At 64.0% G+C, this 17577-nt stretch carries 13 protein-coding genes; 8 read left to right on the top strand and 5 right to left on the bottom strand.

Annotation, left to right across the window (positions count from 1 at the left end; all coding sequences use genetic code 11):
* Together AB3L03_RS30695 and AB3L03_RS30700 are read left to right on the top strand one after the other, a co-directional pair.
* Positions 1–1254: a RimK family alpha-L-glutamate ligase gene (locus AB3L03_RS30695; RefSeq protein ID WP_368507626.1), complete on the top strand. Its 1254-nt coding sequence runs from the start codon at positions 1–3 to the stop codon at positions 1252–1254.
* Positions 1251–2750 carry an aspartate aminotransferase family protein gene (locus tag AB3L03_RS30700; RefSeq protein WP_085348250.1) on the top strand — a complete coding sequence of 500 codons (1500 nt, stop codon included), beginning with the start codon at positions 1251–1253 and terminating at the stop codon, positions 2748–2750. The genes AB3L03_RS30695 and AB3L03_RS30700 overlap by 4 nt, the downstream gene beginning before the upstream one ends.
* Before the next feature lie 87 nt (positions 2751–2837).
* Here the strand turns inward: AB3L03_RS30700 and flbT are convergent, their stop codons facing one another.
* Positions 2838–3278: a flagellar biosynthesis repressor FlbT gene (gene flbT / locus AB3L03_RS30705; protein ID WP_368507627.1), complete on the bottom strand. Its 441-nt coding sequence runs from the start codon at positions 3276–3278 to the stop codon at positions 2838–2840.
* Positions 3279–3597: 319 nt separating this feature from the next.
* Between flbT and AB3L03_RS30710 the strand changes: the two genes are divergently transcribed.
* The 5 genes from AB3L03_RS30710 to flaF all read left to right on the top strand — a co-directional run bounded on the left by AB3L03_RS30710 (position 3598) and on the right by flaF (position 14231).
* On the top strand, positions 3598–5859 hold the full coding sequence (locus AB3L03_RS30710) for a DUF1522 domain-containing protein (RefSeq protein ID WP_317246104.1): 2262 nt from the start codon (positions 3598–3600) through the stop codon (positions 5857–5859).
* Between the two features lie 355 nt (positions 5860–6214).
* Positions 6215–8476, top strand: a complete 2262-nt coding sequence (locus tag AB3L03_RS30715) for a DUF1522 domain-containing protein (protein WP_317246105.1) — start codon at positions 6215–6217, stop codon at positions 8474–8476.
* 328 nt (positions 8477–8804) lie between these two features.
* Positions 8805–11066: a DUF1522 domain-containing protein gene (locus tag AB3L03_RS30720; RefSeq protein ID WP_368507628.1), complete on the top strand. Its 2262-nt coding sequence runs from the start codon at positions 8805–8807 to the stop codon at positions 11064–11066.
* A 232-nt stretch (positions 11067–11298) separates the two neighbouring features.
* On the top strand, positions 11299–13581 hold the full coding sequence (locus AB3L03_RS30725) for a DUF1522 domain-containing protein (RefSeq protein ID WP_085358971.1): 2283 nt from the start codon (positions 11299–11301) through the stop codon (positions 13579–13581).
* A gap of 281 nt (positions 13582–13862) precedes the next feature.
* Complete coding sequence (gene flaF, locus AB3L03_RS30730) at positions 13863–14231, top strand: flagellar biosynthesis regulator FlaF (protein WP_007612319.1); 369 nt, start codon at positions 13863–13865, stop codon at positions 14229–14231.
* A gap of 141 nt (positions 14232–14372) precedes the next feature.
* Here flaF and AB3L03_RS30735 read toward each other — a convergent pair whose 3' ends face one another.
* The 4 genes from AB3L03_RS30735 to AB3L03_RS30750 form a co-directional block, all read right to left on the bottom strand.
* Positions 14373–14732 carry a hypothetical protein gene (locus AB3L03_RS30735; protein ID WP_085358969.1) on the bottom strand — a complete coding sequence of 120 codons (360 nt, stop codon included), beginning with the start codon at positions 14730–14732 and terminating at the stop codon, positions 14373–14375.
* A 159-nt stretch (positions 14733–14891) separates the two neighbouring features.
* The gene (locus AB3L03_RS30740; protein WP_085358967.1) at positions 14892–15389 is read right to left on the bottom strand and encodes a hypothetical protein; all 498 of its coding nucleotides are present in this window, start codon (positions 15387–15389) and stop codon (positions 14892–14894) included.
* An 11-nt stretch (positions 15390–15400) separates the two neighbouring features.
* Positions 15401–15766, bottom strand: a complete 366-nt coding sequence (gene flgJ, locus AB3L03_RS30745; protein ID WP_085384327.1) for a flagellar assembly peptidoglycan hydrolase FlgJ — start codon at positions 15764–15766, stop codon at positions 15401–15403.
* Complete coding sequence (locus tag AB3L03_RS30750) at positions 15766–16890, bottom strand: flagellar basal body P-ring protein FlgI (RefSeq protein ID WP_026233176.1); 1125 nt, start codon at positions 16888–16890, stop codon at positions 15766–15768. Before AB3L03_RS30750 ends, flgJ begins: the two co-directional genes overlap by 1 nt.
* Positions 16891–17160: 270 nt before the next feature.
* Here AB3L03_RS30750 and AB3L03_RS30755 point away from each other — a divergent pair, with 270 nt between their 5' ends.
* Positions 17161–17574: a flagellar assembly protein FliX gene (locus tag AB3L03_RS30755; RefSeq protein WP_368507629.1), complete on the top strand. Its 414-nt coding sequence runs from the start codon at positions 17161–17163 to the stop codon at positions 17572–17574.
* Positions 17575–17577: the final 3 nt, after the last annotated feature.

The following is a 17577-nucleotide window of genomic DNA, read 5'->3' on the forward strand; positions in this document are numbered from 1 at the left end:
ATGCAACATCCAGTTTCCGCGCCGGGCGGCGTGACCGCGCCGACCCATGCCGACCGCATCGGCTTTGCGCAGTTGACGCGCCGCGCCTTCGAGGGCGGCGACCTGCATCCGTTGCGCGAGCGGCTGCTGGCGCGGATCGAGGAGGGAACGGCGGAGGCCGGCGAAGGCCTCGATCTCTCGCTGATTGCCCAGCTTCTCGGCGAGAAGGAGGCCGGGCTGGTGATCCAGACCGAGGTGCTCTCCTTCCACCAATTGTTTCGTACGCCTTGCGCGGCTCCAAAACCCCGCCTGCGCGTGCTCGCGCTCGCCGCCGATATCGACATGGGCGGCAACACGCCGATCGACTTCCTGCTTGAAGATTCCGACATCGAGCTGTTGACGCTCTACGTTGTCAAGGGCATCGGCCTGCCGGAGACTCTGCCCGAGCACGACGTCGCCATCGTGATCGCATCCGATTCCGAGGAGTGCCGGGAGGCACTCGCGCTGATCGAGAAGGCCGCGCCGCACTGGCCGAAGCCGCTGCTCAATCGTCCGGATCTCATTGGCAATCTCGATCGCGACAAGCTGTATCGTCTGCTGACGGGCGTGCCCGGCCTCGACATTCCCGTGACCGCCCCCACGACGCGTGCGCAATTGTCGGAGCTTTCGCGAGGCAGGATCGTTTGCGAGGAGATCACGGGCGAACTGCGCTTTCCAATGATCGTGCGGCCGCGCGGTACGCATGCCGGCGTCGGTCTCGCGAAACTCGACGATGCTGGAGCGCTCGCGGCCTATCTCGCCGAGCGACAAGAGCAGGACTTCTTCGTCGCACGTTTCGTCGACTATGCGAGTCCGGACGGGCTCTACCGCAAATATCGTCTCGCGATGGTCGACGGCAAAGCCTATGCGTGCCACATGGCAATCGCCGATCGCTGGGACATCTGGTATCTCAACGCCTTCATGGCGTTCAGCGAGGAGAAGCGGGCCGAGGAAGCCGTCTTCATGCTCGACTTCGACCATGCTTTCGCCGCGCGCCACAAAATCGCGCTCGACGAGATGAGCAGGCGCGTCGGCCTCGATTACTTCATCGTCGATTGCGCCGAGAACCAGAACCGCGAGCTGCTGGTCTTCGAAGCCGACAATACCGCCGTTGTGCACAACATGGATCCGCCGGCCGTATTTCCGTACAAGCCGCCGCAGATGCGCAAGATCTTTGTGGCATTCACGGCGATGCTGTCGCGGCATGCAAGAGCGAGTGAGGAGAGTGCAGCATGAACGAGATCATCCGCAACACGCAAAGCTCCGTCACGCACACTTCGCTCGATCCGCAGGACTGGAGCGAGTTTCGCGCGCTCGCTCATCGCATGCTTGACGAGACGATCGACGGCATCGCCAACGTTCGCGCGCGTCCGGTGTGGCAGCCGATCCCCGACGGCGTTCGTGCGGCGTTCAACGCCGATGTGCCGCGCGAGGCGAACGACCTCGCCGACGTCTATCGCGACTTCTCCGAACATGTCGCGCCCTATGCGACCGGCAACGTCCATCCCGGTTTCATGGGCTGGGTGCATGGCGGCGGTACCGCGGTCGGCATGGTCGCGGAAATGCTCGCGGCGGGCCTCAACGCCAATCTCGGCGGCCGCGACCACATGCCGATCGAGGTGGAGCGCCAGGTCGTCGACTGGATGCGACGCCTGTTCGCCTTCCCGGAAAGCGCGAGCGGCATCTTCGTCACCGGCACGTCGATGGCCAATCTGATGGCGGTGCTGGTGGCGCGCACCAGCGCGCTCGGCACGCTGGCGCGGCAGTACGGCATCGGCAATGACGGTGCGCTGCTCACGGCTTACACATCGCGGGCCGCCCATGGCTGCGTCTCGCGGGCGATGGACATCGCTGGGCTCGGCAGCGATGCGCTGCGCAAGATCGGCGTCGATACCGATCATCGCATGGACGTTGCCGCGCTACGTGCGCAGATCGCGATCGATCGTGAGGTCGGTTTCAGGCCGTTCCTGGTCGTCGCATCCGCCGGTACCGTCGATATCGGCGCGGTCGACGATCTCAAGGCGATCGCGGAGCTGTGTCGCGAGGAAGGAATCTGGTTTCACGTCGACGGCGCCTTCGGTGCGCTCGCGATTCTGTCGCCCGAGCTTGCGCCGCTGCTCGGCGGCATCGAGCTTGCGGACTCCATTGCGCTCGACTTCCACAAATGGGGACAGGTGCCTTATGACGCCGGCTTCCTGCTGGTGCGCGACGGCGAGCAGCATCGACAGGCCTTTACGCAGCCCGCGGCCTATCTGCGTCGCGAGGCGAGGGGGCTTGCGGCCGGCGCAATCTGGCCCTGCGATCTCGGCCCCGATCTGTCGCGCGGCTTCCGTGCGTTGAAGACGTGGTTCACGTTGAAGACGTTCGGCACAAATCGGCTCGGTGCGGTGATCGCACGAAGCTGTGCGCTGGCGAAATATCTGGAGACGCGCGTTCTCGCCGAGCCGCGGCTGGAATTGCTGGCGCCGGTCAATCTCAACATCGTCTGCTTTCGTTACCGCGCTGCCGACGAGGTCAACCGCGAGATCGTTGCCGACATCCAGGAGTCCGGTATCGCGGCGCCCTCAAGCACGACGCTCGACGGCAGGTTTGCGATCCGCGCCGCTATCGTCAATCACCGTACCGACGAGAGCGACATCGACGCGCTGGTCGCGGCCGTGCTGGAATTCGGCGGGCGTCGCAGCCGAGACGCTGTGATCGAGGTCGATGCGCCGCCGCTCGCGGCACACTAGCTCGATGCAGGTCTGGAACGACAACGGCCCCGGAGACGATCCGGGGCCGTTGTCGGTCGTGTTGGCTGGTCGCGCGAACGCGTAGGATCAGGCGGCGGTGCTGACGTCGCCCTGGCTCGCTTCGGCCTTGGGATGGGTGGCCTCGAACTGGCCGCGCAACTTCTCTTCATAGGCGATCAACTTGCGGGCATCCTTCAGGGCGCGATAGAGGTCGCCGTTGAGGATGTTGTTGTTGATGCCTTCGATGATCGGCCAGGAGCTCGGCACCGCGGTGACGATGTCTCGCACCAGGTTGAAATAGGTGCCGTGCTGGGTCTGAGGATCCGGCGAGATGTACATGAGCTGGACCGCCAGATAGACGAGCTTGGCGGGCGAGTCGGCGGTCTCCGGTGTGAGGATGTCGCGCTCGCGCAGGATCGGCACGTTGTCGCCGTCGATCAGAAGGCGGGCGCGCTGGTCGGTGTTGGTTATCACGCAGTTACCGACGATGATGCGTTCGTGCGGTCTGAGCTCGACCTTGAGGGCCATGCCTGTTCTCCATCAACGCTTTCGTAACCGAGCGTGTGTTGCGGCGGATCAGGGCGCAATACTCCATCAAGACTAGTTAACGAGTTGTAAATCCCGGCCGATGCCGTGCAAAAGCTCAATCATATCAAGGCTGAAATCGACCGGCGGCGTGGCGTTGCCAGTGTGCAAATGGGCCGAATCGCGCGCCGACTCAGCAAAAGCGCCGATTTCATTTCATGTTTCGTTAGAGGACTCCGCCCCACGGTCCGCCGGTCGCTGGATCACTCGATCCATGCAGACGCGTAACAGTAAGCGTCGTTTACCAGAAAGGTAACACCCAATGTCCGGTATCGTTCTCTCCTCCTCGGTTCGTCAGAACCTCCTCTCCCTCCAGTCCACCGCTGATCTTCTCGCCACCACGCAGAACCGTCTGTCGACCGGCAAGAGCGTCAATTCGGCCCTGGACAATCCCACCAACTTCTTCACGGCACAGTCGCTCGACAACCGCGCCAGCGACATCAACAACCTGCTCGACGGCATCGCCAACGGCGTGCAGGTGCTGCAGGCTGCCAACACCGGCATCACCTCGCTGCAGAAGCTGATCGACAGCGCAAAGTCGATCGCCAACCAGGCGCTGCAGACCACTGTCGGCTATTCCTCGAAGTCCAACGTCTCCACCACGATCGCCGGCGCGACCGCGTCCGATCTGCGTGGCACGACGACCTATGCCAGCTCGACCGCGAGCAGCAACGTGCTGTACTCCGGCGCTGCCGGCGGTACGACCGCTGCGGCTTCGACCACGAAGCTCGGCGGTGTCTCGGGTGTCCTCACCGGCGCCGTGACGCAGGACAACGCCGGTACCCCCGCCAACATCTCCGGCACCACGCTGATCTACGGTGCGAGCGGCGCGCTGACCACGCAGGCCACCACCAAGTTCGCTGACGGCGACACCTTCAGCGTCAACGGCAAGACCGTCACTGTGAAGGCGGCGACCGCCCCGACGGCAGCCAGCCTGATCGGCGGCACCACCGGCGTGCTCGGCAACGTCGTCACCGATACCTCGGGCAACTCGACGGTCTACCTCAACGCCACCACGACGGTCGGCGACTTCGTCAACGCCTTCGATCTCGCCAGCGGCACGCAGACGGCGACGATCACCTCCACCGCGGGTACGGCGGCCTTCGCTCAGACTGCGGGCCAGACCGCATCGAGCATCACGGGCGGTCAGATCTCGCTGCAGAGCACGACCGGCGCCGATCTGGTGCTGACCGGCAAGGCTGACGCCCTGAAGGCGCTGGGCCTCACCGCATCGGTCGGTTCGGGCACCGCGACGGTGCAGGCGAACCGCACCACCGGCACGGGTACGCTGTCCTCGCTGCTCCAGACCAACTCGACGCTGAACGTCAACGGCCATGTCATCAGCTTCAAGGATGGCAATGCGCCCGCGGCGGCCAACGTTCCGGCCGGCTCCGGCGTTGCCGGCAACCTCGTCACCGATGGCAGCGGCAACTCGACCGTCTATCTCGGCGGCGCCACCGCGGCCGACCTCCTGAAGGCGATCGACCTTGCCACCGGCGTGCAGTCTGCGTCCAACGCCAGCGGCACCGCGACGGTGACGACGACGACCGGCCAGATCGCCTCGTCGATCAACTCGAGCGGCCAGCTCAAGATCTCGACCGGCGTTAACGCCGACCTCGCGATCACCGGCACCGGCAACGCGCTGTCGGCGTTCGGCCTGGCCGGCAACACCGGCACGGCCTCGGCCTTCACCGCGGCACGTAGCGCCGGCACGGGTGGCATCAACGGCAAGAGCTTGACCTTCAGCTCCTTCAACGGCGGCACGGCGGTCAACGTCACCTTCGGCGATGGCACCAACGGCACGGTCAAGACGCTCGATCAGCTCAACACGCAGCTCCAGGCCAACAACCTGTCTGCCACGATCGACGCCAACGGCCTGCTCACCATCTCCTCGACGAACGACTACGCGTCTTCGACGCTTGGTTCGGCGGCCGCGGGTGGTGCGATCGGCGGTACGCTGACCTCGTCGCTGACCTTCTCGACCGCTTCTAGCCCGGTCGCTGACAATGTCGCACAGACGACCCGTGCGAACCTGGTCTCGCAGTACAACAACATTCTGAACCAGATCGACACGACCTCGCAGGACTCCTCGTTCAACGGTGTGAACCTGTTGAACGGTGACCAGCTCAAGCTGGTATTCGACGAGACCGGCAAGTCGAACCTGAACATCACGGGTGTGACCTACAACTCCAAGGGTCTCGGCCTCGCCTCGTTGACCAGCGGTGTCGACTTCATCGACAACTCTGCGACCAACAAGGTGCTGTCGAACCTCAACGCCGCCTCGAGCACGCTGCGTTCGGAAGCGTCGAGCCTCGGTTCGAACCTCTCGGTGGTGCAGGTGCGTCAGGACTTCAACAAGAGCCTGATCAACGTGCTGCAGACCGGCTCGTCCAACCTGACCCTGGCCGACACCAACACCGAAGCGGCCAACAGCCAGGCGCTGTCGACCCGCCAGTCCATCGCGGTCTCGGCGCTGTCGCTGGCCAACCAGTCGCAGCAGAGCGTGCTGCAGCTGCTCCGCTAACAAGCGGACGACATCGCAACCAAGACATGGCGGCGGGGCTTCGGCCCCGCCGCTTTTTTGCAACGGCATCAGAGTGCCGCTGGACGAAGTGCGGACGATGCATTCGGATGCAGCCGATTGCTTACCCTGATTATGGTTGACAAGTCGCAAACGCCGGATCGTTGCGCGAAAAAGCGTCATGCTATCATGACGATATGGACGAGCCTGAGATGGCTCCGATCGCTCATATGGTGAATCCGCGCAAGGACTGGCGCGACACGCTTCATGCTTTGTTAGCCGTCTGTGTTCACCGTCCCGGACATCGATTAATCCTAATCGAAGTTTGTTGCGTCGCGTACCAGAAGGGTAACACTCAATGTCCGGTATTGTTCTCTCCTCGTCGGTTCGTCAGAACCTTCTCTCTCTCCAGTCCACCGCTGATCTTCTCGCCACCACCCAAAGCCGCTTGTCGACCGGCAAGAGCGTCAATTCGGCCCTGGACAATCCCACCAACTTCTTCACGGCACAGTCGCTCGACAACCGCGCCAGCGACATCAACAACCTGCTCGACGGCATCGCCAACGGCGTGCAGGTGCTGCAGGCTGCCAACACCGGCATCACCTCGCTGCAGAAGCTGATCGACAGCGCAAAGTCGATCGCCAACCAGGCGCTGCAGACCACTGTCGGCTATTCCTCGAAGTCCAACGTCTCCACCACGATCGCCGGCGCGACCGCGTCCGATCTGCGTGGCACGACGACCTATGCCAGCTCGACCGCGAGCAGCAACGTGCTGTACTCCGGCGCTGCCGGCGGTACGACCGCTGCGGCTTCGACCACGAAGCTCGGCGGTGTCTCGGGTGTCCTCACCGGCGCCGTGACGCAGGACAACGCCGGTACCCCCGCCAACATCTCCGGCACCACGCTGATCTACGGTGCGAGCGGCGCGCTGACCACGCAGGCCACCACCAAGTTCGCTGACGGCGACACCTTCAGCGTCAACGGCAAGACCGTCACTGTGAAGGCGGCGACCGCCCCGACGGCAGCCAGCCTGATCGGCGGCACCACCGGCGTGCTCGGCAACGTCGTCACCGATACCTCGGGCAACTCGACGGTCTACCTCAACGCCACCACGACGGTCGGCGACTTCGTCAACGCCTTCGATCTCGCCAGCGGCACGCAGACGGCGACGATCACCTCCACCGCGGGTACGGCGGCCTTCGCTCAGACTGCGGGCCAGACCGCATCGAGCATCACGGGCGGTCAGATCTCGCTGCAGAGCACGACCGGCGCCGATCTGGTGCTGACCGGCAAGGCTGACGCCCTGAAGGCGCTGGGCCTCACCGCATCGGTCGGTTCGGGCACCGCGACGGTGCAGGCGAACCGCACCACCGGCACGGGTACGCTGTCCTCGCTGCTCCAGACCAACTCGACGCTGAACGTCAACGGCCATGTCATCAGCTTCAAGGATGGCAATGCGCCCGCGGCGGCCAACGTTCCGGCCGGCTCCGGCGTTGCCGGCAACCTCGTCACCGATGGCAGCGGCAACTCGACCGTCTATCTCGGCGGCGCCACCGCGGCCGACCTCCTGAAGGCGATCGACCTTGCCACCGGCGTGCAGTCTGCGTCCAACGCCAGCGGCACCGCGACGGTGACGACGACGACCGGCCAGATCGCCTCGTCGATCAACTCGAGCGGCCAGCTCAAGATCTCGACCGGCGTTAACGCCGACCTCGCGATCACCGGCACCGGCAACGCGCTGTCGGCGTTCGGCCTGGCCGGCAACACCGGCACGGCCTCGGCCTTCACCGCGGCACGTAGCGCCGGCACGGGTGGCATCAACGGCAAGAGCTTGACCTTCAGCTCCTTCAACGGCGGCACGGCGGTCAACGTCACCTTCGGCGATGGCACCAACGGCACGGTCAAGACGCTCGATCAGCTCAACACGCAGCTCCAGGCCAACAACCTGACTGCCACGATCGATGCCAACGGCCTGCTGACCATCAATGCAACCAACGACTACGCGTCTTCGACGCTCGGCTCGGCTTCGGCCGGTGGCGCAATCGGCGGCACGCTGACGAGCGCTCTGACTTTCTCGACGGCTTCGACCCCCGTCCAGGATACGGTTGCCCAGACCTCGCGTGCGAACCTGGTCGGCCAGTACAACAACATCCTTGCGCAGATCGACTCGACCTCGCAGGACTCCTCGTTCAACGGTGTGAACCTGCTGAACGGCGATCAGCTCAAGCTGGTGTTCGACGAGACCGCCAAGTCGAGCTTGAGCATTACGGGTGTGACCTACAACTCCAAGGGTCTGGGTCTCGCCGCGTTGACACAAGGGACGGACTTCATCGACAACGCTGCGACCAACAAGGTGCTGACAAACTTGAACACTGCGTCGAGCACGCTGCGTTCGGAGGCATCGGCACTTGGTTCGAACCTGACCATCGTGCAGGTTCGTCAGGACTTCAACAAGAACCTGATCAACGTGCTGCAGACCGGCTCGTCCAACCTGACCCTGGCCGACACCAACACTGAAGCGGCCAACAGCCAGGCGCTGTCGACCCGCCAGTCCATCGCGGTCTCCGCGCTGTCGCTGGCCAACCAGTCGCAGCAGAGCGTGCTGCAGCTGCTCCGCTAAGAAGCGGACGACATCGCAAGCAAGACATGGCGGCGGGGCTTCGGCCCCGCCGCTTTTTTTTCGTGCGTCAGCCGACATTTCGCAGCCACGCAGTGCTCTGAAAAAAGTAACCAGTGGTTATGGTTAATGGAGAGTAAGCGCGGATAAATGCCAATGATTTCAGCCTAATTGCCGGCCGCGACTACGCCTTCCGCGCGCTTATGGTGAACCCGCGCTTAATGCGGGCGCGTGTTGTTTCACCCTTTGTTAGCCATGTCGCGGCACGCTGTCCCCGTCACTCGATCCGAAGCGATCGAACGAAGACGCGTAAACCAGAAGGGTAAGAGTTATGTCCGGTATCGTTCTATCCACGTCGGTTCGTCAGAACCTGCTGTCTCTCCAGTCCACCGCCGACCTCCTCGCCACCACGCAGAACCGTCTGTCGACCGGCAGGAGCGTCAATTCGGCCCTGGACAATCCCACCAACTTCTTCACCGCGCAGTCACTCGACAATCGCGCCAGCGACATCAACAATCTGCTCGACGGCATCGCCAATGGCGTGCAGGTACTGCAGGCCGCCAACACCGGGCTGACCTCGCTGCAGAAGCTGATCGACAGCGCAAAGTCGATCGCCAACCAGGCGCTGCAGACCACTGTCGGCTATTCCTCGAAGTCCAGCGTCTCCACCACGATCGCCGGCGCGACTGCTGCTGACCTTCGCGGCACGACTACCTATGCCAGCTCGACCGCGAGCAGCAACGTGCTGTACTCCGGCGCTGCCGGCGGTGCGACCGCTGCGGCTTCGACCACGAAGCTCGGCGGTGTCTCGGGTGTCCTCACCGGCGCCGTGACGCAGGACAACGCCGGTACCCCCGCCAACATCTCCGGCACCACGCTGATCTACGGTGCGAGTGGCGCGCTGACCACGCAGGCCACCACCAAGTTCGCTGACGGCGACACCTTCAGCGTCAACGGTAAGACCGTCACCGTGAAGTCCGCGGCGACCCCAGGTGCAGCCACTCTGATCGGTGGCACCAGCGGTGTCTTCGGCAACGTCGTCACCGACGGCTCCGGCAACTCGACCGTCTACCTCAATGCCAACACCACGGTTGGCGACTTCGTCAACGCCTTCGATCTCGCCAGCGGCACGCAAACGGCGACGATCACCTCCACCGCGGGCACGGCGGCCTTCGCTCAGACTGCGGGCCAGACCGCATCGAGCATCACGGGCGGTCAGATCTCGCTGCAGAGCACGACCGGCGCCGATCTGGTGCTGACCGGCAAGGCTGACGCCCTGAAGGCGCTGGGCCTCACCGCATCGGCGGGTTCGGGCACCGCGACGGTGCAGGCGAACCGCACCACCGGCACCGGTACGCTGTCCTCGCTGCTCCAGACCAGCTCGACGCTGAACGTCGACGGTCATGTCATCAGCTTCAAGGATGGCAATGCGCCGGTTCCGGCCAACGTTCCGGCCGGCTCCGGCGTTGCCGGCAACCTCGTCACCGATGGAAGCGGCAACTCGACCGTCTATCTCGGCGGCGCCACCGTTGCCGACCTCCTGAAGGCGATCGACCTTGCCACCGGCGTGCAGTCTGCATCGAATGCCAGCGGCACCGCGACCGTGACGACGACGACGGGCCAGATCGCCTCGTCGATCAACTTGAGCGGGCAGCTCAAACTCTCGACCGGCGTCAACGCCGACCTCGCGATCACCGGCACTGGGAACGCGCTCGCCGCGTTCGGTCTCGCCGGCAACACCGGCAATGCGTCGGCCTTCACGGCGGCCCGCACGTCCGGCACGGGTGGCATCAACGGCAAGACCTTGACCTTTTCCGCCTTCAATGGCGGCACCGCCGTCAACGTCACCTTCGGCGACGGCACCAACGGCACGGTCAAGACACTCGATCAGCTCAACTCGCAGCTCCAGGCCAACAATCTGTCCGCGACGATCGATGCCAATGGTCTGCTCACGATTTCTGCCTCGAACGACTATGCGTCCTCGACTCTTGGGTCGACGGTCGCAGGTGGTGCGATCGGCGGTACGCTGACCTCGTCGCTGACCTTCACGACCGCCTCCACTCCGGTGCAGGATGTCGTGGCCCAGTCGACCCGAGCAAACCTGGTCTCGCAGTACAACAACATCCTGAACCAGATCGACACGACCTCGGTCGACTCCTCGTTCAACGGTGTCAACCTGCTGAACGGCGACCAGCTCAAGCTGGTGTTCGACGAGACCGGCAAGTCGAGCCTGAACATCACGGGTGTGACCTACAACTCCAAGGGTCTCGGCCTCGCCTCGCTGAGCGTCGGTGTCGACTTCATCGACAACGCCGCAACCAACAGGGTGCTGTCCAACCTTAACTCGGCGTCCAGCACGCTGCGGTCGGAAGCCTCGGCGCTTGGTTCGAACCTCTCGGTCGTGCAGATCCGTCAGGACTTCAACAAGAACCTGATCAACGTGCTGCAGACCGGCTCGTCCAACCTGACCCTGGCCGACACCAACACTGAAGCGGCCAACAGCCAGGCGCTGTCGACCCGCCAGTCCATCGCGGTCTCGGCGCTGTCGCTGGCCAACACCTCGCAGCAAAGCGTGCTCCAGCTGCTCCGCTAATAAGTATCTGTAATTACAACAATAACTACGAGCGGCGGGGCTTCGGCCCCGCCGCTTTCTTTTTGGCGCAGGAACCGCGTGAGACCGGGGGAGGGGGCGCTAACCCCGCATTAACCGTATCCCTTAAACCGGCGTTAACCATACTTTAAAGGACAGGCTCTAATACTGGACAAAAGCCCGCTTCCAGACCCGCGTGGCCGATTCGTATCCGGTTCAAGAGGAAGACCTGCCAATGTCCAACATCGTTCTCTCGGCGTCCGTTCGCCAGAACCTGTTGTCGCTGCAGTCGACGGCCGACTTGCTGGCCACGACGCAGGAGCGGCTGTCGACCGGCAAGAAGGTCAACACCGCGCTCGACAATCCCACCAACTTCTTCACGGCGCAGGGACTGGATAACCGGGCGAGCGACATCAGCAACCTGCTCGATGGCATCAACAACGGTGTCCAGGTGCTCCAGGCCGCTAACACCGGCATCACCTCGCTGCAGAAGCTGATCGACTCTGCGAAGTCAATCGCCAACCAGGCGCTGCAGACCACGGTCGGCTACTCAACCAAATCGAACGTCTCCACCACGATTCCCGGTGCGACGCCCGCCGATCTCCGCGGCACGACCTCCTATGCCAGCGCGACCGCCAACAGCAACGTGCTTTATACCGGCGCACCTGGCGGCGTGACGCCGGTAACGTCAGGCGCCTCGCTCGGTGCGTCGCTCGGATCGACCGCCGGCACACTGACCGGCGCGGTTGCCAAGGCAGCCGACAACGCCACGAACCTCGCCGGCACCAACACGCTGATCGGGGCGACCGCCGCGACCACGTTCGGATCGTCGCCGGCAGACGGCGACTCGATCACCGTGAACGGTAAGACGGTCACGTTCCGCACCGGTGCTGCACCTTCGGCGCAGCCGACCGGCTGGGGCCTCGACCCGAGCGGCCATATCGCCACGGACGGCACTGGCAATTCGATCATCTACATGGGAACGACTGGCGCTCCCACAGCTACGGTCAATGACCTCCTCAGCGCGGTGGACCTTGCCAGCGGGGTCAAGACAGCGACGATCAGCGCAGGCGCCGCCACGATCGCGACGAGCGGCGCGACAGTCGGTACGGCCCAGACGCCGTCGTCCATTACCGCGGGCGCGGTTACGCTGAAGAGCTCGACCGGTTCCGATTTGAGCGTGACTGGCAAGGCCGACTTCCTGAAGGCGCTCGGACTGACCTCGGCGACCGGCGCAGGCAATGCCAGCGTGAGCGCCAACCGCCAGACGACTGCGGGTTCGCTCGGCAGTCTCGTCAAGGATGGCTCGACGCTGAACATCGACGGCCACACCATTACCTTCAAGAACGCCGAGACGCCGCAATCGGCCACGAGCGTGACCTCCGGCGGCGTTAGCGGCAACATCGTCACCGACGGCAACGGCAACTCGACCATCTATCTCCAGAGCGCGACGCTGACTGACCTGCTCAATTCGATCGACCTTGCTACCGGCGTGAAGACCGCCAGCATCTTCCTGGGTGCCGCGACGCTCTCGACCACCGCAGGCCAGATCCCGTCCTCGGTGAATACCAGCGGCCAGCTGGCGCTCTCGACCGGCATCAACGCCGACCTCTCGATCACCGGCACCGGCAATGCGCTCGCCGCATTCGGCCTCAGCGGCAACACCGGAACGGCGACCGCCTTCAGCGCGGCGCGCACCTCCGGCGTTGGCGGCGTCAGCGGCAAGACGCTCACCTTCAGCTCGTTCAACGGCGGCACGCCGGTGAACGTCACCTTCGGTGACGGCACCAACGGCACGGTCAAGACGCTCGACCAGCTCAACGTGCAGCTTCAGGCCAACCATCTGACGGCGACGATCGACGCCAACGGCGTGCTGACCGTCACCACCGTCAACGAATACGCCTCTTCGACACTCGGTTCGACGGCCGCGGGCGGCGCGGTCGGCGGTACGCTCACCGGTGTGCTCGCCTTCACCACCGCACAGCCCCCGATCCAGGATCCCGTCGCACAGACGGCGCGCTCCGGTCTGGTCAGCCAGTTCAACAACATCCTGGCGCAGATCGACACGACCTCGCAGGACTCCTCCTTCAACGGCGTCAACCTGCTCAACGGCGACACGCTGAAGCTGGTCTTCAACGAGACCGGCAGCTCGACGCTCGGCATCAATGGCGTGGTGTTCAACGCAGCGGGGCTCGGCCTCAGCAATCTCGTCCCCGGCACGGACTTCATCGACAACGGCGCAACCAACAAGGTGCTGACGAGCCTGAACGCGGCCTCGAGCACGCTGCGCTCGGAAGGTTCCGCGCTCGGCTCCAACCTCTCGATCGTGCAGGTGCGCCAGGACTTCTCGAAGAACCTGATCAACGTGCTGCAGACCGGCTCATCCAACCTGACGCTCGCCGACACCAACGAGGAAGCGGCGAACAGCCAGGCGCTGTCGACCCGCCAGTCGATCGCGGTGTCCGCGCTGTCGCTGGCCAACCAGTCGCAACAGAGCGTGCTGCAGCTGCTCCGCTAATCTCGGAGCGCAAGATACTGAATCGGAATATCGCGGCGGGGCTCATGCTCCGCCGTTTTTATTGAGATCGGTAAGGCAGGATCGCGATTGATGCGCATCATGGAAGCGTGTTTACAGCATGCATCCGCGCATCTAGCTTCACGACGAAGGACTCCGGGCCCGTATTTATCCGGAGCCCCTCCAAGCACTCACGTAAGCAAATCTTAAGCGGTGCTGCCTAGGGTCGGGAAAGAAATCCTTAAGCGCGTTCAACGGGCTGGGTAACCTCCAGGGTGTGATTGATGTCGAATTCCGCTGCCTCGGCCTACGCGCGTGTTGCAACGACCACCGCATCTCCTCGCGACATCGAAGCGCAGACCCTGCTCAAGGCCGCGAACAAGCTTCAGGATGCGATCAACAGCGCCGAGCCGTTCAGCGAGCAGACCACGCAGGCTCTGATGTTCAATCGCAAGCTCTGGACGATTTTCCTGAGCGAGGCCATGCGCGAGAACAATCCGCAGCCGATCGACGTCCGGCAGAAGATCGCCAACATCAGCGTGTTCGTGCTGAGCCAGACCGCCGCACTGCAGATGAGCCCGCAGTTCGATCATTTCCGTCCGCTGATCGAGATCAACCGCAATATCGCCGCTGGTCTGTCCGGCCGTCCGTGATCGAGCACGGCTCGTTTCTTCGGCGACACCAAATTCATGCTGACGTATACCGGCAAGACGCAGATCAGGAACGTCGTCACCGGTCCCGCGACCGGTTCGAGCGATCTCGATGTTGCCGTTGCGACGCTCGACGCCTGATTGTCAGGCGCTGCGGTCCGTGCTGGCCGGACGCGAGGGCTCGGATTTCAAATCCTGCGCATGGAAATAGGCCCGCCGGCGCAGCATTGCTTCGTCGGGGAACTGGTTGACCACCGCGTCGGTCCTGTCGTTGACGACCTGGAAGACGAACGACGCCGCCGCCTGGTCGAACACGACCTGGCGTGAGACGTTCTCGTTGCTTCGCAAATCATTGCGTGCAGGCGCGCTCGCCTCGCCAGCGGCCACTGTCTGGCTCACGGGCAGATCGGTTTGTACGGCCTCGTTCGCCGCCGCATTCGACGTCGCTACGATCTGCACGGCAACCGGTATCCCCACCGGCCTGATGCTGAAATCTGTACTCATGGCAGCCTCCTGGTTGCCTCACGTGAGTCAAATCCCAACCCCTCTCAATACGCAACCATGGAACACCGGGATTGAACATCCGGTAAGGAAACGTGCCTAACCGCGCGACGATGTTGCCGCGCGGTTTTTCATAAAATTGTCGCTTGTTGTTGCGCGCGCTCAGAGCGAGCGGCTGACCGCGAGCGGCGTGATGTGGCGCGGGCCCGGCGTGGCGCGTCGTCCCGCGGCCGTATAGGTGTTCGGCACGTTGCGCTTCTGGATCTCGGCGTTGACGCCGCGCACGACGCTCTCCGACACGGCGTGAGCGGTTGCGAGCACGGTGAGGTTGACCTGGAGCATCGCGCGGAATGCATCGTGGTGCCGATGCAGCGTCGAGAGCAGCTCGGGCGCGGATTTGGCGAGCTGGGCTTGGTTCGCCTTCAACCGGGTGACGGCGCCGACATAGTTTCGCGACAGCTCCTGCTTCTTGCTCTCGAGGGTCATCGCCTCGCGGACTTGGCCGGCGCGCACGAGCTCGGTCTCGCGCTCGATCAGACCGAGCAGGGCGCTCATCGCATCCATCAACTGCTCGGCGATCTTGCGCGACTCGGCGCTGCCGGGTGCGGTGTTCGGGCGCTGCGCTTGCACGGGCTGACGCGAGGCGTTGAAATGGTTCATCTCGTTTGACCTTATGCCGTGCGGATCGTTTTTGCCTGCTGCATGATCAGGGTGCGATAGACGTCGCTTGCGATGCCGACGCCGCCGGCGTTGGCGAAGTTCTTGGAATATTGCTCGGTCAGCATCGAGCGCCACACGCCGGTACCAGGCGTGTCGCCGAACGGGCCTTCGCCCTTCAGGCCCGAGGTCATCTGCGAGAACATGCTGTTGAGGAACATCGCCTCGAAGTCGGTGGCGATCTTCTGCGCCTTGGCCTGCTGCTTCGGCGAGACCTTTTGCAGTGCCGCGGCGAGATCGAAGTCCGGCCGGCCATTGCGGCTCTCCACCGAGAAGGCGGAGCTGGCGAGCCGTGCGGTGTTGACCATGCCGGTCTGCATCACATCACCTCGATGTCGGCTTCGATCGCACCGGCGGCCTTGATCGCCTGCAGGATGCTGATGAGATCGCGCGGGCCGATGCCGAGACCGTTAAGGCCGTCGACGAGCTGCTGAAGCGAGACGCCGTCCTTGACGACGGCGAACTTCTTGCCGTCCTCGGTGACGCTGACGCTGCTGCGTGGTGCGACCACGGTCCGCCCCCGCGACAGCGGGTTGGGCTGGCTGACCTGCGGGCTCTCGGAGATCGTGACGGTGAGGTTGCCCTGTGCGACCGCAACGGTGGCGACGCGGACGTCGCGACCCATCACGATGATGCCGCTGCGTTCGTCGATGATGATCTTGGCGGCGAGATCCGGATCGACCTGGAGCTGCTCGATCTCGGTGAGAAAGGCGACGACGTTACCCTTGAACTCCGGCGGGATCGCAAGCTGCACGGTCGATGGGTCGATCGGCTCGGCGGTCTTGACGCCGAGATAGTCGTTGATCGCGGCGGCGATCCGCTTGGCCGTGGTGAAGTCGGCATTGCGTAGCGCAAGCCGGACGTTCGGCAGGCGATTGAGCGCAAATTCGATCTCGCGCTCGATGATGGCACCGTTGACAATGCGTCCGACGGTCGGCACGCCACGCACGATTTTCGCCGCCTCGCCTTCGGCCTGGAAGCCTGAGATCGCGAGCGAGCCCTGTGCGACCGAATAGACGTTGCCGTCGGCGCCGAGGAGCGGGGTGACGAGCAGGGTGCCGCCCTGGAGATTCTTGGCGTCGCCGAGCGCGGAGACGGTGACGTCCATGCGCGTGCCCTGGGTGGCGAAGGCCGGCAGATTGCCTGTCACCATCACGGCGGCGACGTTGCCGGTGCGGATGGTGGCGCCGCGGATGTTGACGCCCATGCGCTCGAGCATCGCTTGCAGCGACTGCTTGGTGAAGGGGATGTTGTTCAGGGTGTCGCCGGTGCCGTTGAGACCGACGACGAGCCCGTAGCCGATGAGCTGGTTCTGCCGCACGCCTTCGATGTTGGCGAGATCCTTGATGCGCGATGTCGCGCTTGCAGAATTGACCGAGAGCGCCAGCGCTGACAGCGCGGCGCAGGCCACCCCCACAAGTCTCACCCAACGAACGCTTGGCATCCTCTGCTCCCCGAGGCTCCTCAAATCAAAGGACCGTCACGACACTCCCATGACGAGCTGGTCCGACGCTGTCCTTGCGAGCACTGTGCCAACTCGGGGCAGCGGGGGTAGGTCGCTGAATAGGTTGAATAAATCTGTTTCGAGCGACCTCAGCCTGCGTTGTCCCTGAGGAGCGAAACTGCCGCCTGTCGGCAGATTTTGCCGAGCTGTTTACGGGCCGTTAACCATAAAACGGCGAATGTGGCGCATCGATCACCCGGATTGCTTCCGATGCGCATCTACGGACCGAACGGCACCACGCTTGGAACGCCGGCCAGCCAGGCCAGGCGGACGAGCTCAGGCACCTTCGTGCTACCCGACACCTCGTCGGCGCCGGAGACGCGAGGCGCCGCCGCACCGAAGGCGGCCGCCAACATCGACGGGCTGCTCGCGCTGCAAGGCATTGAGGAGGATCCCGTCGAGCGTCGCAAGCGCTCGGTCGTGCGCGGAAAGACCGCGCTCGACGTGCTCGACGATCTCAAGATGGGGCTCCTCTCCGGCAAGCTCGACGCCACGACCGTGATGCGGCTGCGTGACGCTGCGGCGAACCTGAAATCGTCCTCCGGCGATTCCGGCCTGGATTCGGTGCTGTCCGAGATCGAGCTGCGCGTCGAGGTCGAGCTCGCCAAGGCCGGGCAGGCGTAGCGG

It is taken from the genome of Bradyrhizobium lupini, from assembly GCF_040939785.1.
In the GTDB taxonomy this organism is placed as follows: domain Bacteria; phylum Pseudomonadota; class Alphaproteobacteria; order Rhizobiales; family Xanthobacteraceae; genus Bradyrhizobium; species Bradyrhizobium canariense_D.

Coding starts and splice junctions, on each gene's coding strand:
- AB3L03_RS30695 (WP_368507626.1), top strand. CDS start 1: ATGCAACATCCAGTTTCCGCGCCGGGCGGCGTGACCGCGCCGACCCAT.
- AB3L03_RS30700 (WP_085348250.1), top strand. CDS start 1,251: ATGAACGAGATCATCCGCAACACGCAAAGCTCCGTCACGCACACTTCG.
- flbT (WP_368507627.1), bottom strand. CDS start 3,278: ATGGCCCTCAAGGTCGAGCTCAGACCGCACGAACGCATCATCGTCGGT.
- AB3L03_RS30710 (WP_317246104.1), top strand. CDS start 3,598: ATGTCCGGTATCGTTCTCTCCTCCTCGGTTCGTCAGAACCTCCTCTCC.
- AB3L03_RS30715 (WP_317246105.1), top strand. CDS start 6,215: ATGTCCGGTATTGTTCTCTCCTCGTCGGTTCGTCAGAACCTTCTCTCT.
- AB3L03_RS30720 (WP_368507628.1), top strand. CDS start 8,805: ATGTCCGGTATCGTTCTATCCACGTCGGTTCGTCAGAACCTGCTGTCT.
- AB3L03_RS30725 (WP_085358971.1), top strand. CDS start 11,299: ATGTCCAACATCGTTCTCTCGGCGTCCGTTCGCCAGAACCTGTTGTCG.
- flaF (WP_007612319.1), top strand. CDS start 13,863: ATGTCGAATTCCGCTGCCTCGGCCTACGCGCGTGTTGCAACGACCACC.
- AB3L03_RS30735 (WP_085358969.1), bottom strand. CDS start 14,732: ATGAGTACAGATTTCAGCATCAGGCCGGTGGGGATACCGGTTGCCGTG.
- AB3L03_RS30740 (WP_085358967.1), bottom strand. CDS start 15,389: ATGAACCATTTCAACGCCTCGCGTCAGCCCGTGCAAGCGCAGCGCCCG.
- flgJ (WP_085384327.1), bottom strand. CDS start 15,766: ATGCAGACCGGCATGGTCAACACCGCACGGCTCGCCAGCTCCGCCTTC.
- AB3L03_RS30750 (WP_026233176.1), bottom strand. CDS start 16,890: ATGCCAAGCGTTCGTTGGGTGAGACTTGTGGGGGTGGCCTGCGCCGCG.
- AB3L03_RS30755 (WP_368507629.1), top strand. CDS start 17,161: ATGCGCATCTACGGACCGAACGGCACCACGCTTGGAACGCCGGCCAGC.